Raw genomic sequence first — 24,604 nt, 5'->3', positions numbered from 1 at the left:
AAAAAGACGCAGAGAATTTGCGTCTAATATGGTGTCCATTCAATTTGTTTCGCAGTTTCAAACCTTTTTTCTACATCAGGCCAATTTACAACATTCCACCAGTTTTTAATATATTCATCTTTTCGATTTTGGTATTGTAAATAATACGCATGTTCCCAGACATCTAGTACAAGGAGCGGTATCGTATCCCATTGTGTAAATAATTGATGAAGTGTACTTTGCAAAATTTCTAACCTTCCAGACCGGGGTACCCAAACGAGAATTGCCCAGCCTGAACCTTCTACTTTAGAGGCCGCTTCTGTAAAATGTTTTTGGAAACGTAAAAAGCTCCCAAAATCTTGTTCAATTTGTTGTGAAAAAGCTCCTCTTGGACTTCCACCACCGTCTTTTTTCATGTTATTCCAAAATATCGTGTGTAAGTAATGACCTGACCCATGAAAAGCCGCTTCCCTTTCCCAATGCTTAATTAAATCAAATTTATTTGTTTTTCTCGCTTCTTCCATCATCTTCTCTGCTTTATTTAACCCTTCCACGTAACTCCGATGATGTTTATCATGATGTAACATCATAATTTCTTTAGAAATATACGGTTCTAATGCATTATACGGATAAGGTAATGGCGGGAGTGTATGTCCTCCAATTGGGACAGCTCGTTCACTATCCCCTCTTTCATATAATTCATATTCCTCTTCTTCTTGCATAAATACTTCCTGCAAGTGATGCTGAATGTGTTCTACATCATCGCTTATTTCATACATAAACTCTGCATCTGTTTCATACTCATGCTCTTTCATACGCTCTAATAACGTCTGAATTTTATAAGCAAGCATATGGACATCATACACTTCCATTGCGCGGCTATCTAATACGTGAAGAACACTTTCACACCAATTTTCTACTTCATGAAAGTAATCTGTAAATACACCTTGCTGATTCATGTTGCACCTCCCTAATGCTATCCACTTAACTATATTCAATGAAAATCCCTTATATAACTGTACAAAAGGAAAAGAAGCTAAGTCACCTTAGCTTCTTTTCCTCAATCAATATTTGTGTAACATCTTTGTCTGATAATCCGTCTCATAATATTCTAGTTCTTCACGCATCAATTGAAATTTACCTTCTAAACTCTTCATCACTTGCTCCAAAGATGCAGGTGGTGTTTGTTGAAAAACGATAGAATTTTTCCCTGTATATGCAGACCGACTATTTTCATACCAATGATCACTCTTCGGTGAAAAAAACTCTGCAATTACTTGATGGTAAATCTTATATAAAATTTTTTCAGCTGCTGTTTTTCGAAATGGCTGGCTATTCAACAAAACAAAACATGCATCCTGTCCTTCTTCGCAAAAAACGAGAAGTCGTCTCATTGATGCTAATACCCCTTTATAATATTGCTCATTCCCTGCTGGTGTTTCCTCTAATAAAGAAGGTAACGTATGATAATTTACATAATTGGTTATCAAATTAATAGCATCTTCTAAAAATATAGAAACTTGTTCTGTTTGATTTTCAACCATCAAATTAGACATTTTTCTCTCTCCTTTGCCATTTCACGCTATTTCTACTCTTTTATTTTTATGTAATTCAGCCAATATTTCTTGTACTTTCGACACCGTTCCCTCATCAAAATATTGTTGAAATTCTTCCATATTATTTAAATACAAACGTTTTTGCGCACGAAGCTCCTTATCTTTCACTAAACAACATATCGCTACAATATCACGCAAATATATGTTTTGTTCTTCTACTTTATACACTGGATTTCCTTCAAAAGGAGTAATTTCTTGTAAAACTTCTTCAAAATATCGAACGTATAAAACCGAAAAAGTTTTCTCTTTACCATTTAATATATATGTCACTTCAGATCTGTTAAAAAAATCTTCTGATGTATTAGGTTTCGCTTTTTCTAACTCATATCCTACATAACCTTTTATAATCATATACTCCCCTCTCCTTCTTTCATCTTATTCTAACTTAATTTTCTGATAAACAAAATATTCTTTTAAATATACCTATATAAAAAATAGCTCGCCTATACAGGAATTTACCTTTTTATTTTTCTTGAAGTTTGTCATAATAATATTATTGTCTCAGTTTTCTTATACAAGGAGAGTTGTATTTATGTCGTTTTCATGGAAACGTTTCTTACAAATCGGGAAAATTGTCTTCCCATTTGTTGTATTAACAATTGTATTCTTTCAAGCAAAAAAAGAATTAGCGGGCATTTCTTTTTTAGAAGCGATTGATACAATTAAAAACATTCCAACTGGAGGAGTCTTTTTAGCAATTACACTTGGTGCATTCGCTGTATCAACAATGTTCTTTTATGACTATGTTATGCTTCGTTACTTAAAAGCTGATATCCCTGTCCAAAAGATTTTCCGTATCTCGTGGATTGCTAATACTTTAAATGGATTTATCGGGTTTGGTGGTCTTGTTGGAGCCGGCGTACGCACAATGCTTTATCGTCCATATATAAAAGAAAATGGAAAACTTATTAAAAGTATCGCTTGGATGACAACTGCCTTTATTAATGGATTAGCCATTCTTTCATTTCTTGGTCTCATCGGAATATTAGACACGAGATTTATTTTGCATGAAAAACCATGGCTATGGCCTGTTCTTATCTTCTTCGCTCTTTTCGTCCCTATATATATCGGATTTTCTAAATTAAAAAATAGAAAAGCGACGCAAACAGAGGAACAAGAAGAAGAGGAGAAAAACCCAACTGTTTTATACTCATTAGTTTCATTAGTCGAATGGGTATCTGCTGGTATTGTTATGTACGTCATATTACTATTATTTGGCATTGAAATCGAATTCCAAAAGTTTTTAGGCGTATATGTTATTGCTGCTTTAGCTGGTGTCGTTAGTCTTGTTCCTGGTGGCCTTGGATCATTTGATCTTGTCTTCTTAACTGGGCTTGGGCAATACGGCATCGATACAGGTGTTTTACTCCCTGCTATGTTATTATATCGTCTCGTCTATTACATCTTGCCCTTCTGCCTTGGTCTCATTTTTGCAGCTTTTGAAATGACAGGAGTAGCCATTAAAAAGTTTGAAGATAAACCTTTTATTGCGCCTGCATTAGAGACAACTGGTGTTATATGGACTTTGCAGCGTGACTTTCTAGGAAAGTTAGGTTCTTGGGCATCTGCTGCTTTAACAGTATTTGCTGGCTTAATGGTTATTTTATCAACCATTCTACCGACAAGTATAAATCGGGCACACGCCTTACATATTCTAGCTCCAAAACATCTTATTCAATTTTCTTTTAGCTTATCGCTAACATTCGGTATTCTCCTCCTCATTCTTTCGCGGGGGATATATTACGGAACAAAACGTTCTTATTATATGACGATTGTTTCTTTAATTGGAGCGGCTATTTTTAACACACTAAAAGGAATTGATGTTGAAGAAACTTTTATTTTATTAATCGTACTCGCTGTATTGTATATGCTTCGTAAAAGGTTTGTGCGTGAGAAAATGGAAGTCTCACTTTCCGATATCGTAAAAGTTTTTATATTCCTACTTGTAACGTTATATTTATATAAAAACTTAGGTATTTTATTTGCAGGTGCAAAAGAAGCTTTCAAACCTGATTTTGTCGTTCGTAATATTACACAAGTGAAACGAAGTGCATTAGCAGCTGCCTTTTTTGTTCCTACTTTTTTACTAATTGGTTCACTCATTGCAAATCGTTATCGAAATGAATTTCCCGGGCAACCAGCTAATGATAAACGATTACAAAACTTCTTAGATGAACATGGTGGAAATGTACTTAGTCATTTAGGTTTTTTAGGAGATAAACAGTTCTTTTTCAGTAGTGATGGAAAAGCACTCATTCTCTTCTCAATAACTGGAAAACGACTTATTGTACTAGGTGATCCAATTGGGGACCCTTCCTCCTATCGTACTGTATTGCAAGAGTTTTTAGCTGAGGCTGATCGATTTGGATACATTTGTGTATTCTATCAAATTGAAAGTAAATGGATGAGTTTATACCACGATTTTGGTTATAACTTCTTTAAGCTTGGTGAAGAAGCTGTTGTTGATTTAAATACCTTTACAATAACAGGAAAGAAACGCGCTGGCATGCGAGCTACTTTCAACCGTTTTGAAAGAGAAGGCTATACATTCTCTATTCATGAGCCACCTTTCTCCGACGAATTATATGAAGAGTTAAGAAAAGTTTCAGATGCATGGCTTGGTGGAAAAAAAGAGAAAGGTTTTTCACTCGGATACTTCGATCGTGAATATATTAGTCGCGCTCCTATCGCAACATTATCTGATTCGGATGGAAAAATTATTGCATTCACAACATTCATGCCTGTATATCAAAACGGATCATTATCTGTCGATTTAATGCGATATTATCCAGATGCGCCTAGCGGCATTATGGACGCAATTTTCATCCACTTATTCCAGTGGGCAAAAGAAAATGAATACCACTCCTTTAATATCGGTATGGCACCACTTTCAAATGTTGGTTTATCCACACAGTCTTTCTGGTCTGAACGAGTGGCTGCTGCAATCTTTAATAACGTTCGTTATACGTATAGTTTCAGCGGATTACGACATTTTAAAGAAAAATATAAACCAGCATGGAGCGGTAAATATTTAGCATTTAGGAAGAATCATTCTTTACCAATTACAATGCTCTCTGTAACAAAATTAATAGGAAAAAGAAAAAACAGCTAAATTCTTAGCTGTTTTTTCTTTTTTGAACTTGTACAATAAATTCTTTTTCATACTTCTTACCATTTATATAGAAATTCCCCCACATTTTATACGTGCCCTCGGCAGGAAATGTAATTCGGTATTGTAATTGTTCATCCGTATCTACAGGCATAGCGTATAAAAAATTCTCCTTCGTTTCATCCACTATATAGAGTGACTCTACTTCTCCTCTCTCTGAATGCAATTTCAATTTTTCACCCTTTTTCGCTTGAAACTGAAATGTTAACGTAACTGGTTCATTCGGATGTAATGCACCAAATAAAAGAGAAACTTCATACTCTCCTATTTTTTTTGTAAGTACACTGTCGATTGGAAATTTCACTTTTTTCTTATTGTTCTCCTCTTTCGTTCTACCAAAATTCTTCCTAGCGAATGACTCTACGGACTTATTTTTGTCTTCGTATAAAAATATTGTATATTCTTCGTCTTTCGCTATTTTGGAAGATAACTTATATGACCCGTTCCCTGCAAATGTGGGTTTAATTTGTTGTATGTTTTTTAACTGTCCATCTACAATCACTGCCCGCATTTGATCATTTACACCACGAATTTCATTATTCTTGTTGTTTAACAACTGAAATACAATATCTACTTTCTCATTTCCCTTTCCATTCGAAACATCCCACTTTACTTCCTGAACATCTCCTACAGTCTCTTCGTTTTCTTGATATTTTTTTATGTAAAATCCTCCTGCCACAATAAGTACTAACGCAATAAGCCCAATGACAAGATTTTTCAAAACATCACCTACCATTTTTATTGTCTCTATTCATACAAAACTTCTTAAGATATATATTCTAGATTATGATTTATGAAATCCTCCTATTTTGTACATATTACAAATAATAAAAAGATTTTAATTGAAAGGATTCGTAGTGTATAATGCAAATGATATTGATTTCTATCAATACATTATAAGGAGGACTTTTTTATGAGTGTACATATCGAAGCAAAACAAGGTGAAATCGCTGAATCTATTCTATTACCTGGTGATCCATTACGTGCAAAATATATCGCTGAAACATTTCTAGAGGACGTTACTTGCTATAATAATGTGCGTGGTATGTTAGGTTTCACTGGAACTTATAAAGGAAAACGTGTATCTGTTCAAGGTACAGGTATGGGTGTTCCTTCTATTTCTATTTATGTAAACGAATTAATCCAAAGCTACGGAGTTAAAAATTTAATTCGCGTTGGAACTTGCGGTGCAATTCAAAAAGATGTAAAAGTTCGTGATGTTATTATCGCAATGACGGCTTGTACTGATTCTAATATGAACCGTTTAACATTCCCAGGATTTGATTTTGCACCAGCTGCAAACTTTGACCTTTTAAAGAAAGCTTATGATGCTGGAACTGAAAAAGGATTACACGTTCGTGTCGGTAACGTTTTAACAGCAGATGTGTTTTATCGTGAAAGCATGGACATGGTTAAAAAACTTGGAGATTACGGTGTATTAGCAGTAGAAATGGAAACAACTGCTCTTTACACATTAGCAGCGAAATACGGTGTAAATGCATTATCAGTATTAACAGTTAGCGATCACATCTTCACTGGCGAAGAAACAACATCTGAAGAGCGTCAAACTACATTTAACGAAATGATTGAAATCGCTTTAGATGCAGCAATTCAACAATAGTACACTAAAGAACTTGTCATACGTCTGGCGAGTTCTTTTTATGTTACTTTTTATAAATAACTACTTTATAAAGAGACAGATTTCTCCCCTCTACTTTCTTGTAACGTTTGTTATAATAAAGTGAAACTTTAATCAGTGGGGGGTTTTTCCATCCCCCACTGATTATTAGTTGAACCAATCGGATTTTACGGGCAATTGATCTCCCACTTAACTCCCTTGTATTCGCCGAATTTTGAAGTGGGAGTCTTATTGCCCGTTAAAGCGGGATAAAGAAATCATTTACAGTATTTCTCATAAGAGGTGACGCAGTGAAAAACAGAAGTATCGTCTTTAAACTATTTTTATTAACATCCACTTTATTTACAATCATATTCCTACTTTTTTTCCTAGGACAATCTCTATTTTTAGAGAAATTTTATATTAATAAGAAAGTAAAAACAGTCCAAACTGCTTTTGAAAAATTCGTAGATAATTATGATAAAAGTGATAAAAGTTATGAGAAGGTTAGAAAACTAAAACAAGAATTTCATGATAAAACAAATGCCGATATGCAGTTTTTAGATTCTAACGGTATTATTAAAAGTGATAACAATTACTATATCGATGTATTTAATCCCAACAATAATAAACAGTATTCCATTCCACTCAATAATCTTTTAACACCAGAAGAATATAATAAATTCGAAAATTTAGGTTTAAAAAAAGATGTAATAATCAATGTTGATGGAGTCGTGCAAGAGAATAATATAATCACACCACAAAAATTAGGAACGAATTATAATCAATGGCAAAACGAACATTTCTATTCGGATTTTCAATCAATTAATGGAAATCCTTCTAAGAATAGACTTGCGAGCCGATACAAATCTACAACTCGAATCGTCTTTACAGGTGTTATAACTAAGTTACAGCTCCCATCCAAAGCTGAGGTTCGCCTTGCAAATGATATTGAAACATTACAAGCCGTTCAATATTTTGCTGATATGATTAGAGAGGGCACTTCTAACTCGAACCAATTAAGTACTTTCATATTAGATGGCGGAGAAAATATAAAAAATAGTATCTTTGTAAAACCGATTATAGAAAATGGAAGGATTACAGAATACGCTTTTGCGATAGCATCTTTGCAGCCTGTTAATGAAGCGATGCTCGTTTTAAAAGATTATTATGTCTATGCCTTAATCATCGTGTTTCTCGTTATTATTTTGTTATCCTTCTACTACTCAAAAATCATTGTAAAGCCATTAATTAAAATGAATCGTGTTACGAAAAAAATGGCTAATTTTGATTTTAGTGAGAAATTACCTGTTACAGCTGACGATGAAATTGGCGGACTTTCTGGCAGTATCAATACATTATCTGTAAATTTAAAAGATCGAATCGATCGATTAAATGTTGCTAATACAAAGTTACAACAAGATATTGAACGTGAACGTCAATTAGAAAAAACAAGAAAAGAATTCATTTCTGGCGTATCACACGAATTAAAAACACCGCTAAGTGTAATTAGAAGTTTTGCAGAAGGAATTAAAGATGGTGTTAGTAAGGATACTTCGTATTATACTGATGTTATTTTAGAAGAAACAGAAAATATGAACAGGCTGATTGTTGAAATGTTAGAATTAGCAAAGTTGGAATCTGGTACTTACAAACTAGATATGACGACGTTCTCAATCGGTGAATTAACGCAACAAGTCTACACAAAATTATTATTTAGCATGGAAGAAAAACATTTACAAGTGAACGTCGATGCAGACCCTTCTATACTTGTTACAGCAAATCGCAGTCGCATTGAGCAAGTAGTTGTGAACTTACTAAGTAATGCAATTCGTTATACACCAGAGGGAGAAAAAATACAAGTCTCCATTATAGAAGCAGAAGATACCGTAAAAGTCGAAATCGAAAATACAGGAAACCCTATCCCTGAAGAAAGTCTTGAAAAAATTTGGGATCGCTTCTATCGTCTAGATGCATCACGTAGCCGTCACACTGGAGGTACCGGTCTCGGATTATCTATTGTAAAAAACATTTTAGACCTACATCATGCCGAGTATGGTGTGTATAATACGACTAACAGTGTTGTATTCTATTTCAATTTACAAAAAGTAAAAGAAGTCAAATAATTTGTCTTAATTTCACTAGGAGTTCACATGAAATTCACACTCTCCCTTTATAGTAAGAAACAAGTTAATCCTTTCCTTTACACATATAAAAGAGGAGAGTGCGTGAAATGAAACAAGCAGGACAACCTATTCAAAATGAAAAACAATTAGAAACTATCAAAAATATACTTTTACAATCTTCGAAACGTGATGGCTTATTATTCGTATTAGCTGTAAATTCTGGCTTAAAAGTAAGTGAAATCTTACAATTAAAAGTTAGTGATGTAATCGATGAAAATGAAAATGTTCGCCATTCCATTTTATTTTACAATGAAAAAGTGAAGAAACATAAATGGTTTGCTGTAAATGAAGACTTACAGCACGCAATCGAAGACTACATGAAAGAACGTAAAACTTGGAAACGTAATGAACCATTGTTAAAATCTCAAAAAGGAACAAAATCTATTACGAGACAACATGCATGGTACATTTTAAACAAAGCTGCAAAAGAAGTTGGATTAGAAGGGATTAGCTCACATACACTTCGAAAAACTTGGGGTTATTGTGCATACAAATCAGGTGTTGATATTGCGTTTTTACAACACTTCTTTGATCACAGTACTCCATCAAAAACTTTAAAGTATATCGGTATTGCTTAATAACTCTTATACATAAAAAAGGTTACCATTTTAAAATTTGGTAACCTTTTTTATATTTCATATTCTCTTTTCTTGTCTCTCCTATACTGTAGTGGTACTCTAATAATAAGGGGGAGAAATTATGAACACACTTACAATTGAATTACCAAAAGAAACGGCTGAAAAACTTGATTTATTAAAACAAGCTTATGAAAAGAAAACAGGTGCTTCTATCTCTGAGAGCACTCTCGTTCAAACACTTATCTCAAAAGAATTTATCCAAGCGATAACTCCTTTTGATTTACAACAATTCGTCAATGGAAAAGAACAGCATTAATCGCTGTTCTTTTTTTATCTCTATTTAAAATATATAAAGTTTTTTATATATTTTTAGAAAAACCATTGACAATGATAATGATAACCATTATCATTTATTATGAAGCCAACAATTGATGAATCAACCAAACGCTCAGTAACATTGTTACCCCTCTTTTTCATATAGAAAGGCACTGTACATTCCCCCTGTTTGTACAGTGCCTTTCTTGTTTATTATCATTCAAAAAAATTTAATTGCTCCGGCTTCGGCTCACCATATGTAATGTTCATCATTTTCATAAGCTGTTTCGCATTATCTGCTGCATCCCCACCTGAATTGTTGTTAAACAGTACGTATATATCCTTTGTTTTCTTTTTTAATTGCTCTAGTCGTTCAACCCATTCTTCGAGTTCTTTATTGTTGTAGCGATATAAACAGCGAACCGCTCTCCAATTTTCCCCTTTATCAAGCCAACCATGAACATTTCGACCGTGAAAACGTATTAATGCCATGTCTGAATTCGTAACCTCTAACACGAGTGGCACAGAACCTATCCCAGCCTGTGGTTCATCACAAATTGTATGAATCCATTTCTCCTGTTCTAGAAACTGTAACGTCTTATCTCTCATTTCTGGATAAAACCATGTTTGATTTCGAAATTCTATTGCACATGGTAAACCTTCCATTTTTTCTTTCGTATATCGAAGAAAATCTACATTTTTCTTTTTGCAATCAAACCATGGTGGATATTGAAATAAAATTGTTTTTAATTTATCAGCTTCTATTAAAGGAAGAATAGACTGTTTATACACATCAAACATCTCATCGAACGTAGAAAAAGGAATTTCACCTTTCATATGTCCTGTCATTCCTTGATACGCTTTTACGACAAAGGAAAAATCTTTCGGCGTTTCCATTGCCCATTTTATATAATTTCGTGCAGGTTGCATCGCGTAAAATGAACTATCCACTTCCACAATAGGAAAATACTCACTATATGTTCGTAATTTATTTCTATTTTCATAGGGATTTATGTATAAAGAATCATGATCTCCCCATCCTGTCACTCCAATAAACAGCACATATACCCCTCCCTTTTAACTTCATCTTCAATTCACTTTCCAAACACTTTGCATCATGTAGCCTTTTCTTTAAGAGTATCCTTATAAAAATATGATATACTATATGGAAGAATTTTTAAAATGAGGGGTTATTTATTTATGCTTCCAAACGATGCTACTGTATCTCATGAAAAACGAATTGAAGAACTAGAAAATAAAGTACGTTTTTATGAAGAACTTGTGAATCAATTACCACATCATTTCACATACAAAAATCCACATATTGGTTTACGAATAAAGAAAACTAGAACGACTCATTCCATTCAAGAAATACCAAAAGAGAATAAAGAGGCTCATTTTCAACTTACTTGTGATTCATTATTTTTATTTGAACAACTTGAAAAACACTTTGTACATATTTTTGATGCCTTTTCACATCATGTAACCTTTATCGATAGTAAAGGGAATATTACTTTATGTAATCAAGTTGCTGCAGATGATTTCGGTATAATACGAAATGATATTATCGGAAAACCGATTCAACAATTACTAAACTTGCCGGAAGAAAAAATTAAAGCAATTGAAACATTAAAAACGGGAACAGAAATATATAATGAAGAAGTTTTAGACAAAAACTATGGCATTATAAATAACCGAATTATTCGCGATTATAACGGGGAGATTTTTAGAGTTATTAGTGTCTTTCATTATTTAAATACAGAACGTGATGCAGAGAAGTTTTCGTTAGCAGGGCGAATCGCAGCTGGAATTGCACACGAAGTACGAAATCCTCTTACAACAGTACGAGGATACTTACAATTTTTACAAGAAAGCGTTTCTCCATCAAATAAAGAGTTATTTAAAAACTTGCTTATCCCTGAATTAGATCGTGCAAATAATATTATTACAAAATTTTTAGCCATTTCAAAAACACGGGAATTTACAAGAGAACCGTTTCCCATCAATACATTTTTACGTGACTATATTCAACAGTTACTAGCTAGTGAAGTTTCCTTGCATAATATTTCAATTGATTATAACTTCTCTAATGAATTAGATGATATTTTAGTCAATATTGATCGACATGAACTTGTTCAAGTGTTTTTAAATCTATTTCAAAATGCCGTCGATGCTCAAGGCGACAAACCTCTTTCTATTCAAATTACTAGTTATCGCCTTAATAACTTCATTCGGATTACTTTCACAGATAATGGAATTGGTATTCCTCCAGCTATTCAAGAATATATCTTTGATCCATTTTTCTCAACGAAGGATTCGGGAACAGGACTGGGCTTGTCAGTAACAAAAAAAATCATCCAAAATCATAACGGCACATTAAAAATGACTAGTAATGAAGATGGTACAACTTTCACTATTTCAATTCCAATCTTACCTAAAACAACCCTTGAAAAATTAAATCAATGTAAATAAAGGACTATCCACGAACTACATGCCAATTGTTAAACACTCCCAACAATTAGCATGTAGTTTTTTATGTTGCACTTTTCTTTTTTACATTATATAAACCTTTCTCTATATCTTACTTATTTCTTTCTAGGTGGGCCAATTTCTTATTTTTTTAGAAATGGTAGTTTGTCCATCACGAATTTAGTATAAATTTCATTTTAATATATAGTAATGACTAATGATTCTATGAAAGAAACGAATGAAAAGATGAACAATAAAAATAAAGGAAAAGTATTTTATGGTAATGATTGTTGCGAAGTCAGAGCTTGCAGTCATATTAACATTTCTAAGTCCGAACTTACAGAATTCGTTAGACTTCTTCAAGCTCTTGGCCAAGCTATTCTAGTTCAATATGGATTTGGTTGCCTAGGCGGAGGAACTACGGGGACTACTGGTGCTCAAGGGCCTCAAGGCGCTCAAGGACCTGCGGGCGATACAACTGCGACACTATCTGTCTTCCGAATTTACTAACCACAATTTCCGAAAATATTTTGGGAGGACTAAGCACATTTATAAGTAATAGATGTGATTTTGATTGTCTATTAAATCTCTCTTTTAATAAAAAGGAGCACTTGTTTGGGAGGATAAGTGCTCCTTCTTTACGTTTCTTTACCTCAAATTTACTCTATCTTAATCCTCATTTTGTATGATAAATAATGAAGTCAAAGATATGAAAGAGGGATGAAAAATGAGAGTTATGTCACCGATACGCATTTGGATTGCTCTTATGGTATGCATTATTTTATGTGTAGGATTTTTTTTAACTCTAAAATATTCCACTATTTCAAAAGCAGATAGAAAAACTGTTCCATACAAAATTTTGTATACGAAACAAAGCAACATCCCTTATTCCAATGCAACAAAAAATGAAAAGAAAGTTATAACGGGAATGCTTATTACGAAAGCTTCTAGTTCCGAAGCGTTACTTCAAATTGCTGAAACGATTAAAGATCAGTATACAAATAAAAAAATCGATGAAATTACACTTTCTATCCACAATGAAAATAATGGTAATTACGAAGAAGAATTACCTTACGAACCTATTAGTAAAGGAAAAATAATTGTCACATACGATTCTCAATCCTTTGGCAATACGAACATTATACTTAACGAGTAGTAACTAGTACGGAGAAGGGATAATTTCAATCGTTTAAAGTTTCATTTTGTTTTTCATACAAAAAAGAGGCGAATTTCATTATTCGCCTCTTTCTTTTACCAAAATGAAGGAATCCATTCTTTCACTTTATCAATCCACTCTTGTTGCTCTTTTTTTCTTTGTTGTTCCTCTTCTTTCCTTCTCTTCTCTTCTTCTTTTCTTCGTTTTTCCTCTTCTATTGTAGTCAATTGTTTTTTATAATCAGCCTCAGATATGAGCGATAACTGAAATGCTTTTTGAGCTGGATTTGCGTTCGCTTTTTTCATAATATCCCGGAACATTGTCGTCGTAATTTGACTACCACCCGGAACATAATGATCGCTATCTGTTTTATCATATCCTACCCAAATCGCACCTACCAAATCTGGTGTGTATCCAACAAACCATGAATCCTTTGCGCCGGTGCTTGGGCCATTTACAATTTGAGTAGTTCCTGTCTTACCGGCCGTATCAACATTATTAACTTTCGCCTTTTCGCCCGTTCCCTTTTCGACAACGCCTTTTAATAAATATGTCATCTTTTGAGAAATTTTCTCGCTTGTCACTCGTGTCTCTTTCTTATACCACTTTCCAATCGTTTCACCTTCCGCATTTTGTATCTCTCTAATCGCATGAGCTTCCACTTGAACACCATCATTTGCAAATGTACTATACGCTTGAGCCATTACAAATGGGGATGTTCCTACATGCATACCGCCTAAAGCGATTGGATACGTACGATCTTCTGGCACTAATGGAATACCAAATCGCTCTAAAGATTTCAATCCTTTATCTAATCCAATCTGTTCCAATAGCCAAACAGCCGAAACATTGTACGACTTTGCCACAGCTTCATACATTGTCACATCACCGTGAAAAGTATGATCGCTATTTTGTGGTTTATATTCTTTAATATTAAATGGTTCATCTTTCAATATATCGTATACTTCATACCCTTGCTCTAACGCGGGTACATATACAGCTAAAGGCTTTAACGTTGAGCCAGGTTGTCTTTTTAATTGGGTTGCATGATTAAACTGTAAAAACTGATACGGTCCTCTCCCTCCAACTAAAGCTGGTACACCACCTGTTTTTGGATTCATAAGAACTACACCCGTTTGCATCAGTTGGTCTGAGCCATTATCTTTGAAATAACTATCATTATTCACAACGTCTTCTACAGCCTGTTGTTTTTTCGGGTCAAGCTCTGTATAAATACGATAACCACCCGCTAAAATTTCATTTTGTGTCAATTCGTACTTGTCCATTGCTTCTCTAACAATATAGTCTACATATTGAGAATATTTTCCCTTGTATTTATCATCCACACCACGTTTTAATACAAGACCGCTCTCTTTTTCTTTATTATACTGTTCGTCAGAAATATACCCTTGCTCTTTCATTAAGCTTAATACGACATTACGTCTTTCAATTGACTTGTTAAAGTTTTTATAAGGTGAATATGCAGATGGTGCTTTAATTAAGCCTGCAATCGTTGCAGCTTCTGAAATTGTTAAATCTTTTACATCTTTATCAAAATAAGATTTTGCTGCCCTTTTTATACCCCAAGCACCTTCCCCAAAATAAATTTGATTCATATACATTTCAATAATTTCATCTTTTGTATAAGTACGTTCTATTTTTTTTGTTAAAAAGTATTCCTTTATTTTACGAGAAAATGTACGATCTTGTGTCAGAAATACATTCTTCGCAAGCTGCTGTGTAATTGTACTTCCCCCAGCTACAACTTCTCCTGCTGTAATATTTTTAAAAACCGCACTTATAATTCCACTATAATAAATACCATGATGGTTAAAAAATTCCTTATCTTCTACTGCAACAATTGCCTGAACCATAATATCAGGAATATCTTTTCTTTTAACGCCTTCTGTTTTCGAAGAAGCTAATTTAGTTGCGACCTCATTATTTGCATCATAAATTAAAGTCGGTTGTGGAACAGCTTGTTTTAGTTCAGATATGTCTTGAATGGAAATTATTATATTTACAGCAATAAATAGAGTAACGAATACACTTCCCAATACAATTAATGAATTACGAAGTTTCTTCCTCTTATTGAACCACTCAAGCATTTTTTTAAAATGAGTGTTCTTCAATTTCATTCGTTCACTTCCTTCATTTATTTACACTCTTCTTTTTAAAAGGAAGAATATACCGCCTTTTAAATTTATTATAATAACGTAGTCATTCCTATAGTGTAAAGCTTTTCTTTTACATTCATACTTTTTGCAAGAAAAGGACATTCTACAAGTAAGATATTCACTATTGGATATTAATATTATTAATAGAACAACGAGAGTTATGTTAAGTTTTTGTAAACTTTTCGATAAAATGTTTTAAAAAACGACAGTTTTTTGTTAGAATTGATTAGCCAATATATTTTACATATATTACTTTTGTGGGGGTAACAATAATGGTCTTTAAATCAAAAAAAGATAAATTTTCTGAAATGTTAATGAATGTTTCCGAAAATTTAAAAGAAGGCGCGCAGTTTTTCGTGGAGTATAAAATTAAAAATGCTAGCGATTTAAAAGAGTTTTCTATGCGCATGAAAGAGTATGAGTCAAAAGGTGACTCATTTATTCACGAAATCATTATGGAGTTAAACAAAGCGTTTATCACTCCGATTGAGCGTGAGGACATCCTACAACTTGCAATGAGTATGGATGATGTATTAGACGGATTAGATCACAGTGCTGGTCTGTTCGAAATGTATTCTATTACAGAAGCTGATGAATACATGATTAAATTCGTAGAAGCAATTAATCAATGTGCGATTGAGATTGCAAACTCTGTTGAATTAATGTCTAACAAAAAATTAGTCGACATTCGTACAAATGCGATTAAGATTAAGGATTATGAATCACAGTGTGATGATATTCGCCGTCATGCGATTAAGCACTTATTCTCTCGTGAAAAAGATCCGATTAAGATTATTCAATTTAAAGAGATTTACGAAGAGCTTGAAGAAGTAGCTGATAGCTGTCAAAGCGTTGCAAACGTATTAGAAACAATTATTATGAAGAACGCGTAAGGAGTTTGATCATGGATACACTCTTGATACTGACCGTTTTAGTAGTCATTTGCGCTTTAGCTTTTGACTTTATCAATGGATTTCACGATACAGCAAACGCTATTGCAACGGCTGTTTCAACGAAAGCTCTAAAGCCTAGACATGCCATTATTATGGCGGCTATTATGAACTTTTTAGGCGCAATGACATTTACAGGTGTAGCAAAAACGATTACAAAAGATATCGTTGATCCATTCGCCTTACAAAATGGTTCTCTTGTAATTTTAGCTGCTTTGCTTGCGGCAATAGCTTGGAACTTAATTACTTGGTACTACGGTATTCCAAGTAGTTCTTCGCATGCAATTATCGGCGCAATCGCAGGTGCTGCAATTGCGGCCGCTGGGATTAGCTCGCTAAATCTTAAAGGATTCATTAAAATTATTGAAGCTTTAATCATTTCACCGATTATCGCTTTTGTTATTGGTTATATCGTATACAGTATTTTTAAAGTAGTATTTAAAAACTTTAACTTAACGAAAACGAATAAGAACTTCCGTATATTCCAGATTTTCACTGCAGCATTACAAGCCTACACACACGGTACGAATGATGCACAAAAAGCAATGGGGATCATTACGATGGCACTTATGGCTAATAACTATCATACTTCTAGCGATATCCCGTTCTGGGTACAATTATCTTGTGCTGTCGCAATGGGGCTTGGTACTTCTGTCGGTGGATGGAAAATTATTAAAACTGTCGGTGGACAAATTATGAAAATTCGTCCTGTAAATGGTGTAGCTGCCGATTTATCATCATCACTTGTTATTTTCGGTGCAACATTCATTCACTTACCGGTTAGTACGACGCACGTTATCTCTTCTTCTATTTTAGGAGTTGGTGCTTCTCACCGTGTGAAAGGGGTAAAATGGGGAACTGCAAAACGTATGTTAATTACATGGGTTATTACACTTCCTATTTCAGCTTCTTTAGCTGCTCTGTTTTACTACCTATTACATTTTGTTTTCTAATCAAAAGTCGTCTTCCTTATTTTTCTAGGAAGACGACTTTTTTGTGAACAAGCCTATTTCTCATTAAAAAGCGTGTATAATAATTGGTGGATAAGTTATTTAGAGGAGTTGGCAATTTTGGAATACATCATGTTACTTTTCATCGGACTAATCGCCGGAACAGTCGGCAGCCTAGTTGGGCTTGGAGGCGGAATTATTATTGTTCCGTTATTAATTGGATTACACAGTTTATCACCACAACTTGCAGTAGGGACTTCTATGGTAACAGTCGTTTTCACAGGACTATCTTCCACCCTTACTTACATGAAGCATAAGCGAGTAGATTATAAAAGTGGACTTATTTTATTTATCGGAAGCGGCCCTGGTGGTATTATCGGATCATGGGCAAATAAATTTTTAAACCAAGACACATTTTCTTTATACTTTGGGATTTTCCTTATATTCGTCTCAATTCTACTTATGCTTCGAGACAAATTAAAACCTCTTTCCCTCTCAAATACGTCTGTAATTAAGCGTTCTTTTACAGATAATGATGGAAATACTGTACACTACCAATTTCCACCGTTTCTTGCTATCTTTATCGCCTTTATAGTTGGGTTTATATCTGGATTATTTGGAATTGGTGGCGGTGCCTTACTTGTTCCAGCAATGATGCTTCTTTTTGCATTCCCAGCACATATTGCAGTAGCAACTTCAATGTTCATCGTATTTCTATCAGCAATTGTAAGTTCTGCAACTCACATCTCACTTGGAAATGTCAGCTGGATTTATGCATTAATCCTGATTCCGGGTGCATGGATTGGCGGAAAAATCGGGGCTTACATTAATACAAAACTAAGTGGTAACGCCGTAATTAATTTATTACGTATTACGTTGATTATTCTTGGAACTAGATTAATCATTATTTCCCTTTTATAACGTATTCTTTTTAGAATGCGTTTTTCTTATACACATGAATATAAAAATCCTCCGAGGAGAACAAATAAAATTAAACAAACACATAATAACATATAATTTGAAATATGTACTTTCTTCAAGTTGACCACTCCTATAACTGCGACTGTTATCTTTATGATAGCGAAAAAATAGTTCACTTGCAGTTACAGAGTGCTAACAATGCAAAATCAATTATTACAAATTTTATCCTTATATTTCATTTCTTTGTATATTCTATCGATTTAATAAAAAAAGATGTCATATTGACATCTTTTTTAATGAAGAAGTGACCACCCCATGAAGTCTTCATGTACTTGGCACGCCCTCTTATCGTTTCGATCATATAATTCAGCATAGCTATCTGTTTCTTCATCATAAGCCATCGTATAAATAATTTGGCCGTCTACTTCAACGGATAAAACGACTCCACCTTTCATCTCTTCTACATGAACGATAGCATTCGCCGGAATTCTCATATCCGTCATTCTCATCGCATCTAACAATATACTAAACCCCCTACAGCGTATTCATTGCTAGTACTATTACACACTAAATAGTATACTACTGTAATAGCATACATTTCGTCAATGAAATTGCTGTTGAAATAGCATATTGTCTATATACATATACGCTAAAATAGAAGAAATAGAAACATATTAATGGGGGGCTAACATTGATTCTACACAAAGGAGATGTACTATTCCGTCAAGGCGAGGACGGTCCTTTATACTTTATAAAAACAGGCTTATTAAAAGTAGTTCGGCTAGAAGAAGACGGAACACCATTTTTATTCAACATTATCGTTCCAGGTGAAACGATACCTCATCATTCTTTAATTTCACCGAAAGAATATCACGGTACAGCCATCGCTTTAATAAAAACAGAAGTGGAACCGATCACTAGTAGTGAATGGTACGAGAGACTTCAAGCAAATCCCGAATCGTATGCTAACATCGCTATGCAATTGCAATCTAAATTAAGAATGATGCAACAACGAATTGATCAATTGACAACCGTCTCTCCGAAAGAACGTCTTCATCGTTTACAAGAATGGTTCACCCTATATTTAGGTGACATTCCTATATATGAAATATTAACACAAACCGAAATTGGTCAACTGATAGGTATACGTCGTGAAACAGTAAACCGTTTATTACGAGAACAAATAAAAAACGAGGTAAAATAAATACCTCGTTTTTTTGCTTATTGTAAGCTTGTTGCTGGGCCGAAAAATTCATAATGAATATGCTCTTGTTTCACACCTAAATCAGTTAGTGCAGCATTTATATGCTTCATAAATGCTACTGGACCACAGAAATAAAACTCTGCTTCAGTTGTCGGAATAATAGTTTTTAACCATTCACTTTCAATAAAACCTTCTTTATCAAAGTTCTTCATTTCTAAATCTTTTTCAGTCGGTGCAGAATAACAAGTATATGCTTTAACTTGTTCATATTCATTTTCTACTGCCTTAACGTGTTCTTTCATTGCATGTGTATTACTATTTATTGCTGCATGAACAAAATATACATTACGTTTTGAATCTTGTTCAATTAACGTATTTAACATACTCATCATCGGTGTAATCCCTACTCCACCACTAATTAGTACAACTGGTAATGTTGAATCCATATTTAACACGAAATCTCCCGCTGGTGCACTTACTGGTAAAACATCTCCTTCTTTTACATGTTCATGTAAGTAATTAGACACTTTACCGTCTGGTGTATCTACACCTTTTTCTTTTTTTACACTAATACGATAATATTCTTTCCCAGGAGCATCGGATAAACTATATTGACGATTATGTGTATATGTCTCACCTTCAATATTGATTTGAATCGTTACATATTGACCTGGGATGAATGAAGAAACTTTCCCTCCATCTTCAGGTTTCAAATAAAATGACGTAATAACATCGCTTTCCTTCACTTTTTTAACAATCACAAAGTTGCGGAAGTCTTTCCATCCACCTTCTTTATGTGCAGCTTCTTCATACATCTCTGCTTCAATGCTAATGAATGCATCAGCAATGACACCATATGCTTCTCCCCATGCGTTTAAAACTTCATCAGGTGCACCTGCGACCTCTTTAATGGCACGCAGTAAACATGTACCTACAATCGGGTAATGCTCTGCTTTAATACCTAAACTTCTATGCTTATGACCAATTTGTTTTACAACTGGAATAATAGCTTCTAAATTATCAATGTACGTTGCAGCTGCATAAACAGCATTCGCTAACGCTTGTTGTTGTCTTCCCTTTTTCTGATTTGTATGGTTGAAAATATTCAATAACTCCGGATGTTCCGAAAATAAAATTTCATAAAATCTCGTTGTAATTTCAACGCCTTTTTCTTGTAATAATGATACTGTTGACTTTACGATTTCAATTGTTTTTGCACTTAACATTGTATCCCACTCCTCTATTTCCTTAACTGTTTTTAGTTTAACTGAATCTTATAATGCAGATTGTGATTTTAATCACTATTAACACGGTGTTTTTGTGAATAATATATGAACATTGTATTTACAAAAGAAAATAAGCTAACTAGAATTCTAGCTAGCTTATTATTTTGTTTGTATAGCTTGTTCAATTACTTTTATATCTTTCCCATCGCCAAACTCCGTATATCCCCAGATATTCGTTTCACCTCTATATTTATTTACGATAATATCCAAGTCATGATATACACGGTGGGCATACACTACATACTCAATATTTTGAAGTTCCACACCTTTTTTTACAATTTCATAGCTTCTATTTACATCACGTTTTATTTTTTCATTCTTTATGTCTGTATGTATATTTTTTAACGATGATTCTTGTTGTTGAAACCATTGCTTAAATTGATTCCAATCCCCGTCTGTATAATTCTCTGCTTTACCGTAATTTAAGAAATTATTATAGCTTTCATGTGTCATTCGAATAAAATTTAGCACTTTTGTCTCTTCTTGCACATCTTCTATTTGAGCTATTGTATTTACCTCAGCAGGCTTATTCGCATAATGTAACAGCACTTTCATAAGACTATAGCTTGCAATGATCATCACGATAATAATCCCGAATACACTTAACAATTTCTTCATATACAGAACTCCTTCTCTACTAAAAATATTACAATGTATGACTATACTTGTAACTTTCTCTCGTAGAAATATAATTCCTGTATAAATTCTTCCTATCATTTCGACAATATTTTTCTATACATTTCTCGTTGGCAAATGTTCTTGTAAAACAATATATCCTTCATAAGCTGCGTAACCGAGTATAGCCATTAATCCGATATAACAAGCAAATACTGTCCATTTCGTTTTCGCATCCACTTTATAATAGTTTTCTTGTTGTTCCTTTTCTGTTTTCCATTCATTTAATTTTCTTTCTGACGCTTCAAATGCTTCCCTTATGTGAATTGTATACTCATCTTTTTCATCTTCATATGGAACATAATCTAACGGTTCGAACTTCGGTAAAAGATACTCTAACACTTCCATTTTTTGAAGTTCACCTATTTGTAACTCTTTTTCCCGTTCTCTTTGTCTTAATGCATTCATCTCATGATGCATCACGTATATAGTCCGATGTACAGCACCCGTTTCTTTTAATTCCTCTTCAAGCCTAGTAACATATTCTTTCATCCCATCAATTTTATGCCCTAATTCCTTAATCGGCTCATCTCTCTTTATTACTCTATATAACTCCATACAACCGATAATAACAATAAATCCTCCCAAAATACTTTTAAAGTAAATTGAATAGCCAAGTAATAAAATAAGGCCTGCTCCCCAAATTTTAGTACTGACAACTGAAATAATTCGCCCACCATCTAGCGGCGAAACGGGAATTAAATTAAAGAAATTAATCATACTTCCAAGCAAAATAACAAGCGCCCAAAATGGCTCTTTCGTCATTATATAAAGCGGTATCGCTGGTAAAAATGACAGAAGTCCGAAAAGCGGACCCATATATGCAATGTAAGCTTCATCTTTCGCATTTTTCGGCATCTCTTTCATTCCAATAAGAGCCCCCATAAATGGAATAAAGATTGCTGGCGATGTTGGGATCCCCTTTCTTTTCGCAGCCCATAAATGGCCCATTTCATGAACAAACAACAAATAAATGAGCGCCACTCCAAATTTCCAACCATATAGAACTGCGTATGCGCCAAGCGATAGAAACATACTAAATACCGTTGAAAACTTTGCTAATTTAAAAATTGCAAATACCCACTTTAACTTAGACAGTAAAAATAGACCTATCGCAACAATAATTCCCCATAATCCTTTTTTATTATTTTTCATATTCCTCTCCTTTATCTCTCATTAATGAATCATATCATTCATCAAAGCTTGTTCTTTTCTCTATTATGACATATTTTTTTCTATTGTTAGAAATAATGTTTATATAATCCATTTTCAGCCAAAAATATAAATAAAAGGAGGTGTACACAAATGAATTTACAATCTCTTATAATAGGTGCCCTATCGTTTTTAGCTTCAACTCTTATTTTTTATACCGTTAGTTACGTATTATTATTAGATTTGTTGCCCAATCACGTATTTATTGCCCTTGTCATCCTTTCCGCTCTTATGATTTCTTTTCTTATTACACGAAAATCAATGAATGAGCCATCTACAAAAGCAAAGTAATAGAGAGGGGTGCTTTCCCCTCTCTATTATCATTTCCTAGGAAAGGTCATATAGATTTGACGTGTTTACATTCATTCCAATCCGTAAGGGCTAATTAAAGTCTCACTTTATCTTTGAAAATTCATTTTTTCACCATAATCTTTAACAATCTGAATTATATTTTGAAACACACCTATTTTTTCTTTTTCACTGTTTAATATTTTCAAATCATAATTTTCGTAATATGTTTCTAATGATTTTAATTGTGATTCTGAAGCGCTTTTTATCGGAACAGTAGCATGTAATTCATATTGCTTATACCCTTCCTTTACTTTTTCACCTAAAATCATTTCACTCTCTTTTGCTCCAATTAATTTTTGAACTTTTTCTGGAAAATTGAGTTGCAAATAATATTCTTGCTCCTTCACTAACTTATTGTATAGTGATTGTGAAATCGTATACCGTACCGTATAATTCACGTTTTGATCGCCTGTTTTAATATGAAACGCGGTAATCTGCAAATCTTTTTTTGTTACTTCCGTTAAAGGGCTTACCTGCATCTCATCTTCTTTTTGTTCTGAGACATTTGGAAATATATCCAAAAGCTTTTCCGTATCTTTTTCATTCAACATATACATAGCTTTCTTATATTGCACCCATCCTCGTCTATCTTCTCCCCTTAACCATGCATAATAAGTTTCTTTTTTCTCATCTCTACTAATTTGTATTTCATATTCAGGTTCACCGAAGCTTCCTGTTATTTCTTGTTTCTCAGCTTTATTCAAAATGTCTATTACTAACTTCGCTTCTGATTCCTGCAACTTTTTCTCTTTATGTTTTTTTTGTATAACGGTTACCCCTATTGTTTCTTTCACTTCATTCACCGTCTCTTCTACTTTTTTTGTTTCTTTTTTCGGCTCAACTTGACCACAAGCTGCTAGTAACATAACAAACAACAACACCAATACATATTTCCCTTTCAAATTAATCCTCCTCTTACGATAAGAAATCCTTATAACCTTCATACATAAAACAAAAACGTGACATCCTATTAAATACGCTATACTAATCATTGAAAGGAGGTCTTTATCATGTCCATTAATTTTCATGATGAAAATAATAAGTACACATATGCAACAAGAAACGCTCATATTTCTTGGGCTGAAATGGTAAAAAACATTACAGAAATACAAAACAAGCAAATAATTGATATCGGCTGTGGTGGTGGGATTTATACGAAAGAACTCGCTCTTATGGGAGCCAATAATGTTGTGGGACTTGATTTTTCAAAAGAAATATTACAAGCTGCAAAAGAAAATTGTAACAACTTTCCAAACATTTCATTCATCCACGGTGATGCACATAATATCCCATACCCTAATGAAACATTTGACATAGTTATTTCGCGTGCAGTTATTCATCATTTACAAGACATTCCTACATTTTTACGTGAAGCTTCTCGTATATTAAATAAAAACGGTGTACTTATTTTACAAGATCGAACAATTGAAGATTGTACAATTCCAGGAAGTCCCGAACATATTCGCGGATATTTTTTCTCTTTATTTCCAAAACTTATTGAAATAGAGTCAAAAAGACGTCCAAAAACCAACACTATACAGACAGAATTGCAAAAACATTCTCTTCATGTACTTCCCACACAAACACAATGGGAAATACGAAAAATACATGATTCTGTAGAAGCATTATTGCAAGATTTATCTCCTCGAACAGGTCGATCCATTCTATATGAGTTAACAGATGATGAACTTTCTCAACTTCTACAACATATACAGACCGCATTACAAAACGTCTCTCCTATTATTGAAAGAGATCGATGGACAATTTGGAGCGCGATGAAGTTGTAAGGAAG

Annotated in this window: 25 protein-coding genes; 14 read left to right on the top strand and 11 right to left on the bottom strand. The window is 33.7% G+C overall.

What is annotated here, in order from left to right; all coding sequences use genetic code 11:
• Positions 1-23 precede the first annotated feature (23 nt).
• The 3 genes from D1166_RS21115 to D1166_RS21105 all read right to left on the bottom strand — a co-directional run bounded on the left by D1166_RS21115 (position 24) and on the right by D1166_RS21105 (position 1,946).
• Positions 24-938 carry a superoxide dismutase gene (locus D1166_RS21115; RefSeq protein WP_001075739.1) on the bottom strand — a complete coding sequence of 305 codons (915 nt, stop codon included), beginning with the start codon at positions 936-938 and terminating at the stop codon, positions 24-26.
• A 105-nt stretch (positions 939-1,043) separates the two neighbouring features.
• Positions 1,044-1,535: a YpuI family protein gene (locus D1166_RS21110; RefSeq protein ID WP_000067556.1), complete on the bottom strand. Its 492-nt coding sequence runs from the start codon at positions 1,533-1,535 to the stop codon at positions 1,044-1,046.
• 21 nt (positions 1,536-1,556) lie between these two features.
• Positions 1,557-1,946 (bottom strand): hypothetical protein, encoded by a 390-nt coding sequence (locus D1166_RS21105; RefSeq protein ID WP_000584363.1) that lies wholly within the window; start codon positions 1,944-1,946, stop codon positions 1,557-1,559.
• Positions 1,947-2,127: 181 nt separating this feature from the next.
• On the opposite strand from D1166_RS21105, the gene mprF reads away from it, so the two are divergent.
• Positions 2,128-4,707, top strand: a complete 2,580-nt coding sequence (mprF, locus tag D1166_RS21100; protein WP_000010893.1) for a bifunctional lysylphosphatidylglycerol flippase/synthetase MprF — start codon at positions 2,128-2,130, stop codon at positions 4,705-4,707.
• A 4-nt stretch (positions 4,708-4,711) separates the two neighbouring features.
• On the opposite strand, the gene D1166_RS21095 is transcribed toward mprF, so the two are convergent.
• On the bottom strand, positions 4,712-5,500 hold the full coding sequence (locus D1166_RS21095) for a hypothetical protein (RefSeq protein ID WP_000232610.1): 789 nt from the start codon (positions 5,498-5,500) through the stop codon (positions 4,712-4,714).
• 177 nt (positions 5,501-5,677) lie between these two features.
• Here D1166_RS21095 and deoD point away from each other — a divergent pair, with 177 nt between their 5' ends.
• The 4 genes from deoD to D1166_RS21070 all read left to right on the top strand — a co-directional run bounded on the left by deoD (position 5,678) and on the right by D1166_RS21070 (position 9,462).
• Complete coding sequence (gene deoD / locus D1166_RS21090) at positions 5,678-6,385, top strand: purine-nucleoside phosphorylase (RefSeq protein ID WP_000110707.1); 708 nt, start codon at positions 5,678-5,680, stop codon at positions 6,383-6,385.
• 308 nt (positions 6,386-6,693) lie between these two features.
• Positions 6,694-8,508, top strand: coding sequence for a sensor histidine kinase (locus D1166_RS21080; protein ID WP_000797508.1), 1,815 nt, complete (start codon positions 6,694-6,696; stop codon positions 8,506-8,508).
• A 107-nt stretch (positions 8,509-8,615) separates the two neighbouring features.
• Complete coding sequence (locus D1166_RS21075; protein ID WP_000806236.1) at positions 8,616-9,146, top strand: tyrosine-type recombinase/integrase; 531 nt, start codon at positions 8,616-8,618, stop codon at positions 9,144-9,146.
• 121 nt (positions 9,147-9,267) lie between these two features.
• Positions 9,268-9,462 (top strand): DUF3924 domain-containing protein, encoded by a 195-nt coding sequence (locus tag D1166_RS21070; protein WP_001094860.1) that lies wholly within the window; start codon positions 9,268-9,270, stop codon positions 9,460-9,462.
• Positions 9,463-9,677: 215 nt separating this feature from the next.
• On the opposite strand, the gene D1166_RS21065 is transcribed toward D1166_RS21070, so the two are convergent.
• A complete protein-coding gene (locus tag D1166_RS21065; protein WP_000897354.1) occupies positions 9,678-10,523 on the bottom strand; it encodes a DUF72 domain-containing protein in 846 nt (281 codons plus the stop codon).
• A gap of 138 nt (positions 10,524-10,661) precedes the next feature.
• Between D1166_RS21065 and D1166_RS21060 the strand changes: the two genes are divergently transcribed.
• The 3 genes from D1166_RS21060 (at position 10,662) to D1166_RS21050 (ending at position 13,086) form a co-directional block, all read left to right on the top strand.
• A complete protein-coding gene (locus D1166_RS21060) occupies positions 10,662-11,933 on the top strand; it encodes an ATP-binding protein (RefSeq protein WP_000937238.1) in 1,272 nt (423 codons plus the stop codon).
• A 222-nt stretch (positions 11,934-12,155) separates the two neighbouring features.
• The gene (locus D1166_RS21055; RefSeq protein WP_118043418.1) at positions 12,156-12,440 is read left to right on the top strand and encodes a hypothetical protein; all 285 of its coding nucleotides are present in this window, start codon (positions 12,156-12,158) and stop codon (positions 12,438-12,440) included.
• Between the two features lie 217 nt (positions 12,441-12,657).
• Positions 12,658-13,086, top strand: coding sequence for a hypothetical protein (locus tag D1166_RS21050; protein ID WP_001265589.1), 429 nt, complete (start codon positions 12,658-12,660; stop codon positions 13,084-13,086).
• 95 nt (positions 13,087-13,181) lie between these two features.
• Here the strand turns inward: D1166_RS21050 and D1166_RS21045 are convergent, their stop codons facing one another.
• A complete protein-coding gene (locus tag D1166_RS21045; RefSeq protein WP_000769232.1) occupies positions 13,182-15,224 on the bottom strand; it encodes a transglycosylase domain-containing protein in 2,043 nt (680 codons plus the stop codon).
• A 311-nt stretch (positions 15,225-15,535) separates the two neighbouring features.
• Here D1166_RS21045 and D1166_RS21040 point away from each other — a divergent pair, with 311 nt between their 5' ends.
• From D1166_RS21040 to D1166_RS21030, 3 genes are all read left to right on the top strand, one after another.
• A complete protein-coding gene (locus tag D1166_RS21040) occupies positions 15,536-16,156 on the top strand; it encodes a DUF47 domain-containing protein (RefSeq protein ID WP_000231447.1) in 621 nt (206 codons plus the stop codon).
• Positions 16,157-16,167: 11 nt separating this feature from the next.
• A complete protein-coding gene (locus D1166_RS21035; RefSeq protein WP_000380270.1) occupies positions 16,168-17,166 on the top strand; it encodes an inorganic phosphate transporter in 999 nt (332 codons plus the stop codon).
• 117 nt (positions 17,167-17,283) lie between these two features.
• Positions 17,284-18,084 carry a sulfite exporter TauE/SafE family protein gene (locus tag D1166_RS21030; protein ID WP_000455762.1) on the top strand — a complete coding sequence of 267 codons (801 nt, stop codon included), beginning with the start codon at positions 17,284-17,286 and terminating at the stop codon, positions 18,082-18,084.
• A gap of 293 nt (positions 18,085-18,377) precedes the next feature.
• Here the strand turns inward: D1166_RS21030 and D1166_RS21025 are convergent, their stop codons facing one another.
• A complete protein-coding gene (locus D1166_RS21025) occupies positions 18,378-18,605 on the bottom strand; it encodes a hypothetical protein (protein ID WP_000883010.1) in 228 nt (75 codons plus the stop codon).
• Between the two features lie 170 nt (positions 18,606-18,775).
• Here D1166_RS21025 and D1166_RS21020 point away from each other — a divergent pair, with 170 nt between their 5' ends.
• Complete coding sequence (locus tag D1166_RS21020) at positions 18,776-19,288, top strand: Crp/Fnr family transcriptional regulator (protein ID WP_000600585.1); 513 nt, start codon at positions 18,776-18,778, stop codon at positions 19,286-19,288.
• A 17-nt stretch (positions 19,289-19,305) separates the two neighbouring features.
• Here the strand turns inward: D1166_RS21020 and hmpA are convergent, their stop codons facing one another.
• From hmpA to D1166_RS21005, 3 genes are all read right to left on the bottom strand, one after another.
• Positions 19,306-20,514 carry an NO-inducible flavohemoprotein gene (gene hmpA, locus D1166_RS21015; protein ID WP_097861687.1) on the bottom strand — a complete coding sequence of 403 codons (1,209 nt, stop codon included), beginning with the start codon at positions 20,512-20,514 and terminating at the stop codon, positions 19,306-19,308.
• A gap of 159 nt (positions 20,515-20,673) precedes the next feature.
• Positions 20,674-21,192, bottom strand: coding sequence for a hypothetical protein (locus tag D1166_RS21010; RefSeq protein WP_053512843.1), 519 nt, complete (start codon positions 21,190-21,192; stop codon positions 20,674-20,676).
• Positions 21,193-21,306: 114 nt separating this feature from the next.
• Positions 21,307-22,404 carry a site-2 protease family protein gene (locus D1166_RS21005; protein WP_097861688.1) on the bottom strand — a complete coding sequence of 366 codons (1,098 nt, stop codon included), beginning with the start codon at positions 22,402-22,404 and terminating at the stop codon, positions 21,307-21,309.
• Positions 22,405-22,554: 150 nt separating this feature from the next.
• Here D1166_RS21005 and D1166_RS21000 point away from each other — a divergent pair, with 150 nt between their 5' ends.
• Positions 22,555-22,752 carry a hypothetical protein gene (locus tag D1166_RS21000; RefSeq protein ID WP_001053357.1) on the top strand — a complete coding sequence of 66 codons (198 nt, stop codon included), beginning with the start codon at positions 22,555-22,557 and terminating at the stop codon, positions 22,750-22,752.
• 107 nt (positions 22,753-22,859) lie between these two features.
• On the opposite strand, the gene D1166_RS20995 is transcribed toward D1166_RS21000, so the two are convergent.
• A complete protein-coding gene (locus tag D1166_RS20995) occupies positions 22,860-23,714 on the bottom strand; it encodes a YhfM domain-containing protein (protein WP_118043417.1) in 855 nt (284 codons plus the stop codon).
• A gap of 108 nt (positions 23,715-23,822) precedes the next feature.
• Here D1166_RS20995 and D1166_RS20990 point away from each other — a divergent pair, with 108 nt between their 5' ends.
• Positions 23,823-24,599 carry a class I SAM-dependent methyltransferase gene (locus tag D1166_RS20990; RefSeq protein ID WP_000026283.1) on the top strand — a complete coding sequence of 259 codons (777 nt, stop codon included), beginning with the start codon at positions 23,823-23,825 and terminating at the stop codon, positions 24,597-24,599.
• Positions 24,600-24,604 lie beyond the last annotated feature (5 nt).

Source organism: Bacillus sp. ISO11 (assembly GCF_003458115.1).
Classification (GTDB): domain Bacteria; phylum Bacillota; class Bacilli; order Bacillales; family Bacillaceae_G; genus Bacillus_A; species Bacillus_A cereus.
This window is presented reverse-complemented; position numbering and strand designations above follow the sequence as displayed.

Coding starts and splice junctions, on each gene's coding strand:
- D1166_RS21060 (WP_000937238.1), top strand. CDS start 10,662: ATGCTTCCAAACGATGCTACTGTATCTCATGAAAAACGAATTGAAGAA.
- D1166_RS21045 (WP_000769232.1), bottom strand. CDS start 15,224: ATGAAATTGAAGAACACTCATTTTAAAAAAATGCTTGAGTGGTTCAAT.
- mprF (WP_000010893.1), top strand. CDS start 2,128: ATGTCGTTTTCATGGAAACGTTTCTTACAAATCGGGAAAATTGTCTTC.
- D1166_RS21050 (WP_001265589.1), top strand. CDS start 12,658: ATGAGAGTTATGTCACCGATACGCATTTGGATTGCTCTTATGGTATGC.
- D1166_RS21005 (WP_097861688.1), bottom strand. CDS start 22,404: ATGAAAAATAATAAAAAAGGATTATGGGGAATTATTGTTGCGATAGGT.
- deoD (WP_000110707.1), top strand. CDS start 5,678: ATGAGTGTACATATCGAAGCAAAACAAGGTGAAATCGCTGAATCTATT.
- D1166_RS21055 (WP_118043418.1), top strand. CDS start 12,156: ATGAAAGAAACGAATGAAAAGATGAACAATAAAAATAAAGGAAAAGTA.
- hmpA (WP_097861687.1), bottom strand. CDS start 20,514: ATGTTAAGTGCAAAAACAATTGAAATCGTAAAGTCAACAGTATCATTA.
- D1166_RS21095 (WP_000232610.1), bottom strand. CDS start 5,500: ATGGTAGGTGATGTTTTGAAAAATCTTGTCATTGGGCTTATTGCGTTA.
- D1166_RS21040 (WP_000231447.1), top strand. CDS start 15,536: ATGGTCTTTAAATCAAAAAAAGATAAATTTTCTGAAATGTTAATGAAT.
- D1166_RS20990 (WP_000026283.1), top strand. CDS start 23,823: ATGTCCATTAATTTTCATGATGAAAATAATAAGTACACATATGCAACA.
- D1166_RS21000 (WP_001053357.1), top strand. CDS start 22,555: ATGAATTTACAATCTCTTATAATAGGTGCCCTATCGTTTTTAGCTTCA.
- D1166_RS21075 (WP_000806236.1), top strand. CDS start 8,616: ATGAAACAAGCAGGACAACCTATTCAAAATGAAAAACAATTAGAAACT.
- D1166_RS21070 (WP_001094860.1), top strand. CDS start 9,268: ATGAACACACTTACAATTGAATTACCAAAAGAAACGGCTGAAAAACTT.
- D1166_RS21010 (WP_053512843.1), bottom strand. CDS start 21,192: ATGAAGAAATTGTTAAGTGTATTCGGGATTATTATCGTGATGATCATT.
- D1166_RS21035 (WP_000380270.1), top strand. CDS start 16,168: ATGGATACACTCTTGATACTGACCGTTTTAGTAGTCATTTGCGCTTTA.
- D1166_RS21115 (WP_001075739.1), bottom strand. CDS start 938: ATGAATCAGCAAGGTGTATTTACAGATTACTTTCATGAAGTAGAAAAT.
- D1166_RS21110 (WP_000067556.1), bottom strand. CDS start 1,535: ATGTCTAATTTGATGGTTGAAAATCAAACAGAACAAGTTTCTATATTT.
- D1166_RS21105 (WP_000584363.1), bottom strand. CDS start 1,946: ATGATTATAAAAGGTTATGTAGGATATGAGTTAGAAAAAGCGAAACCT.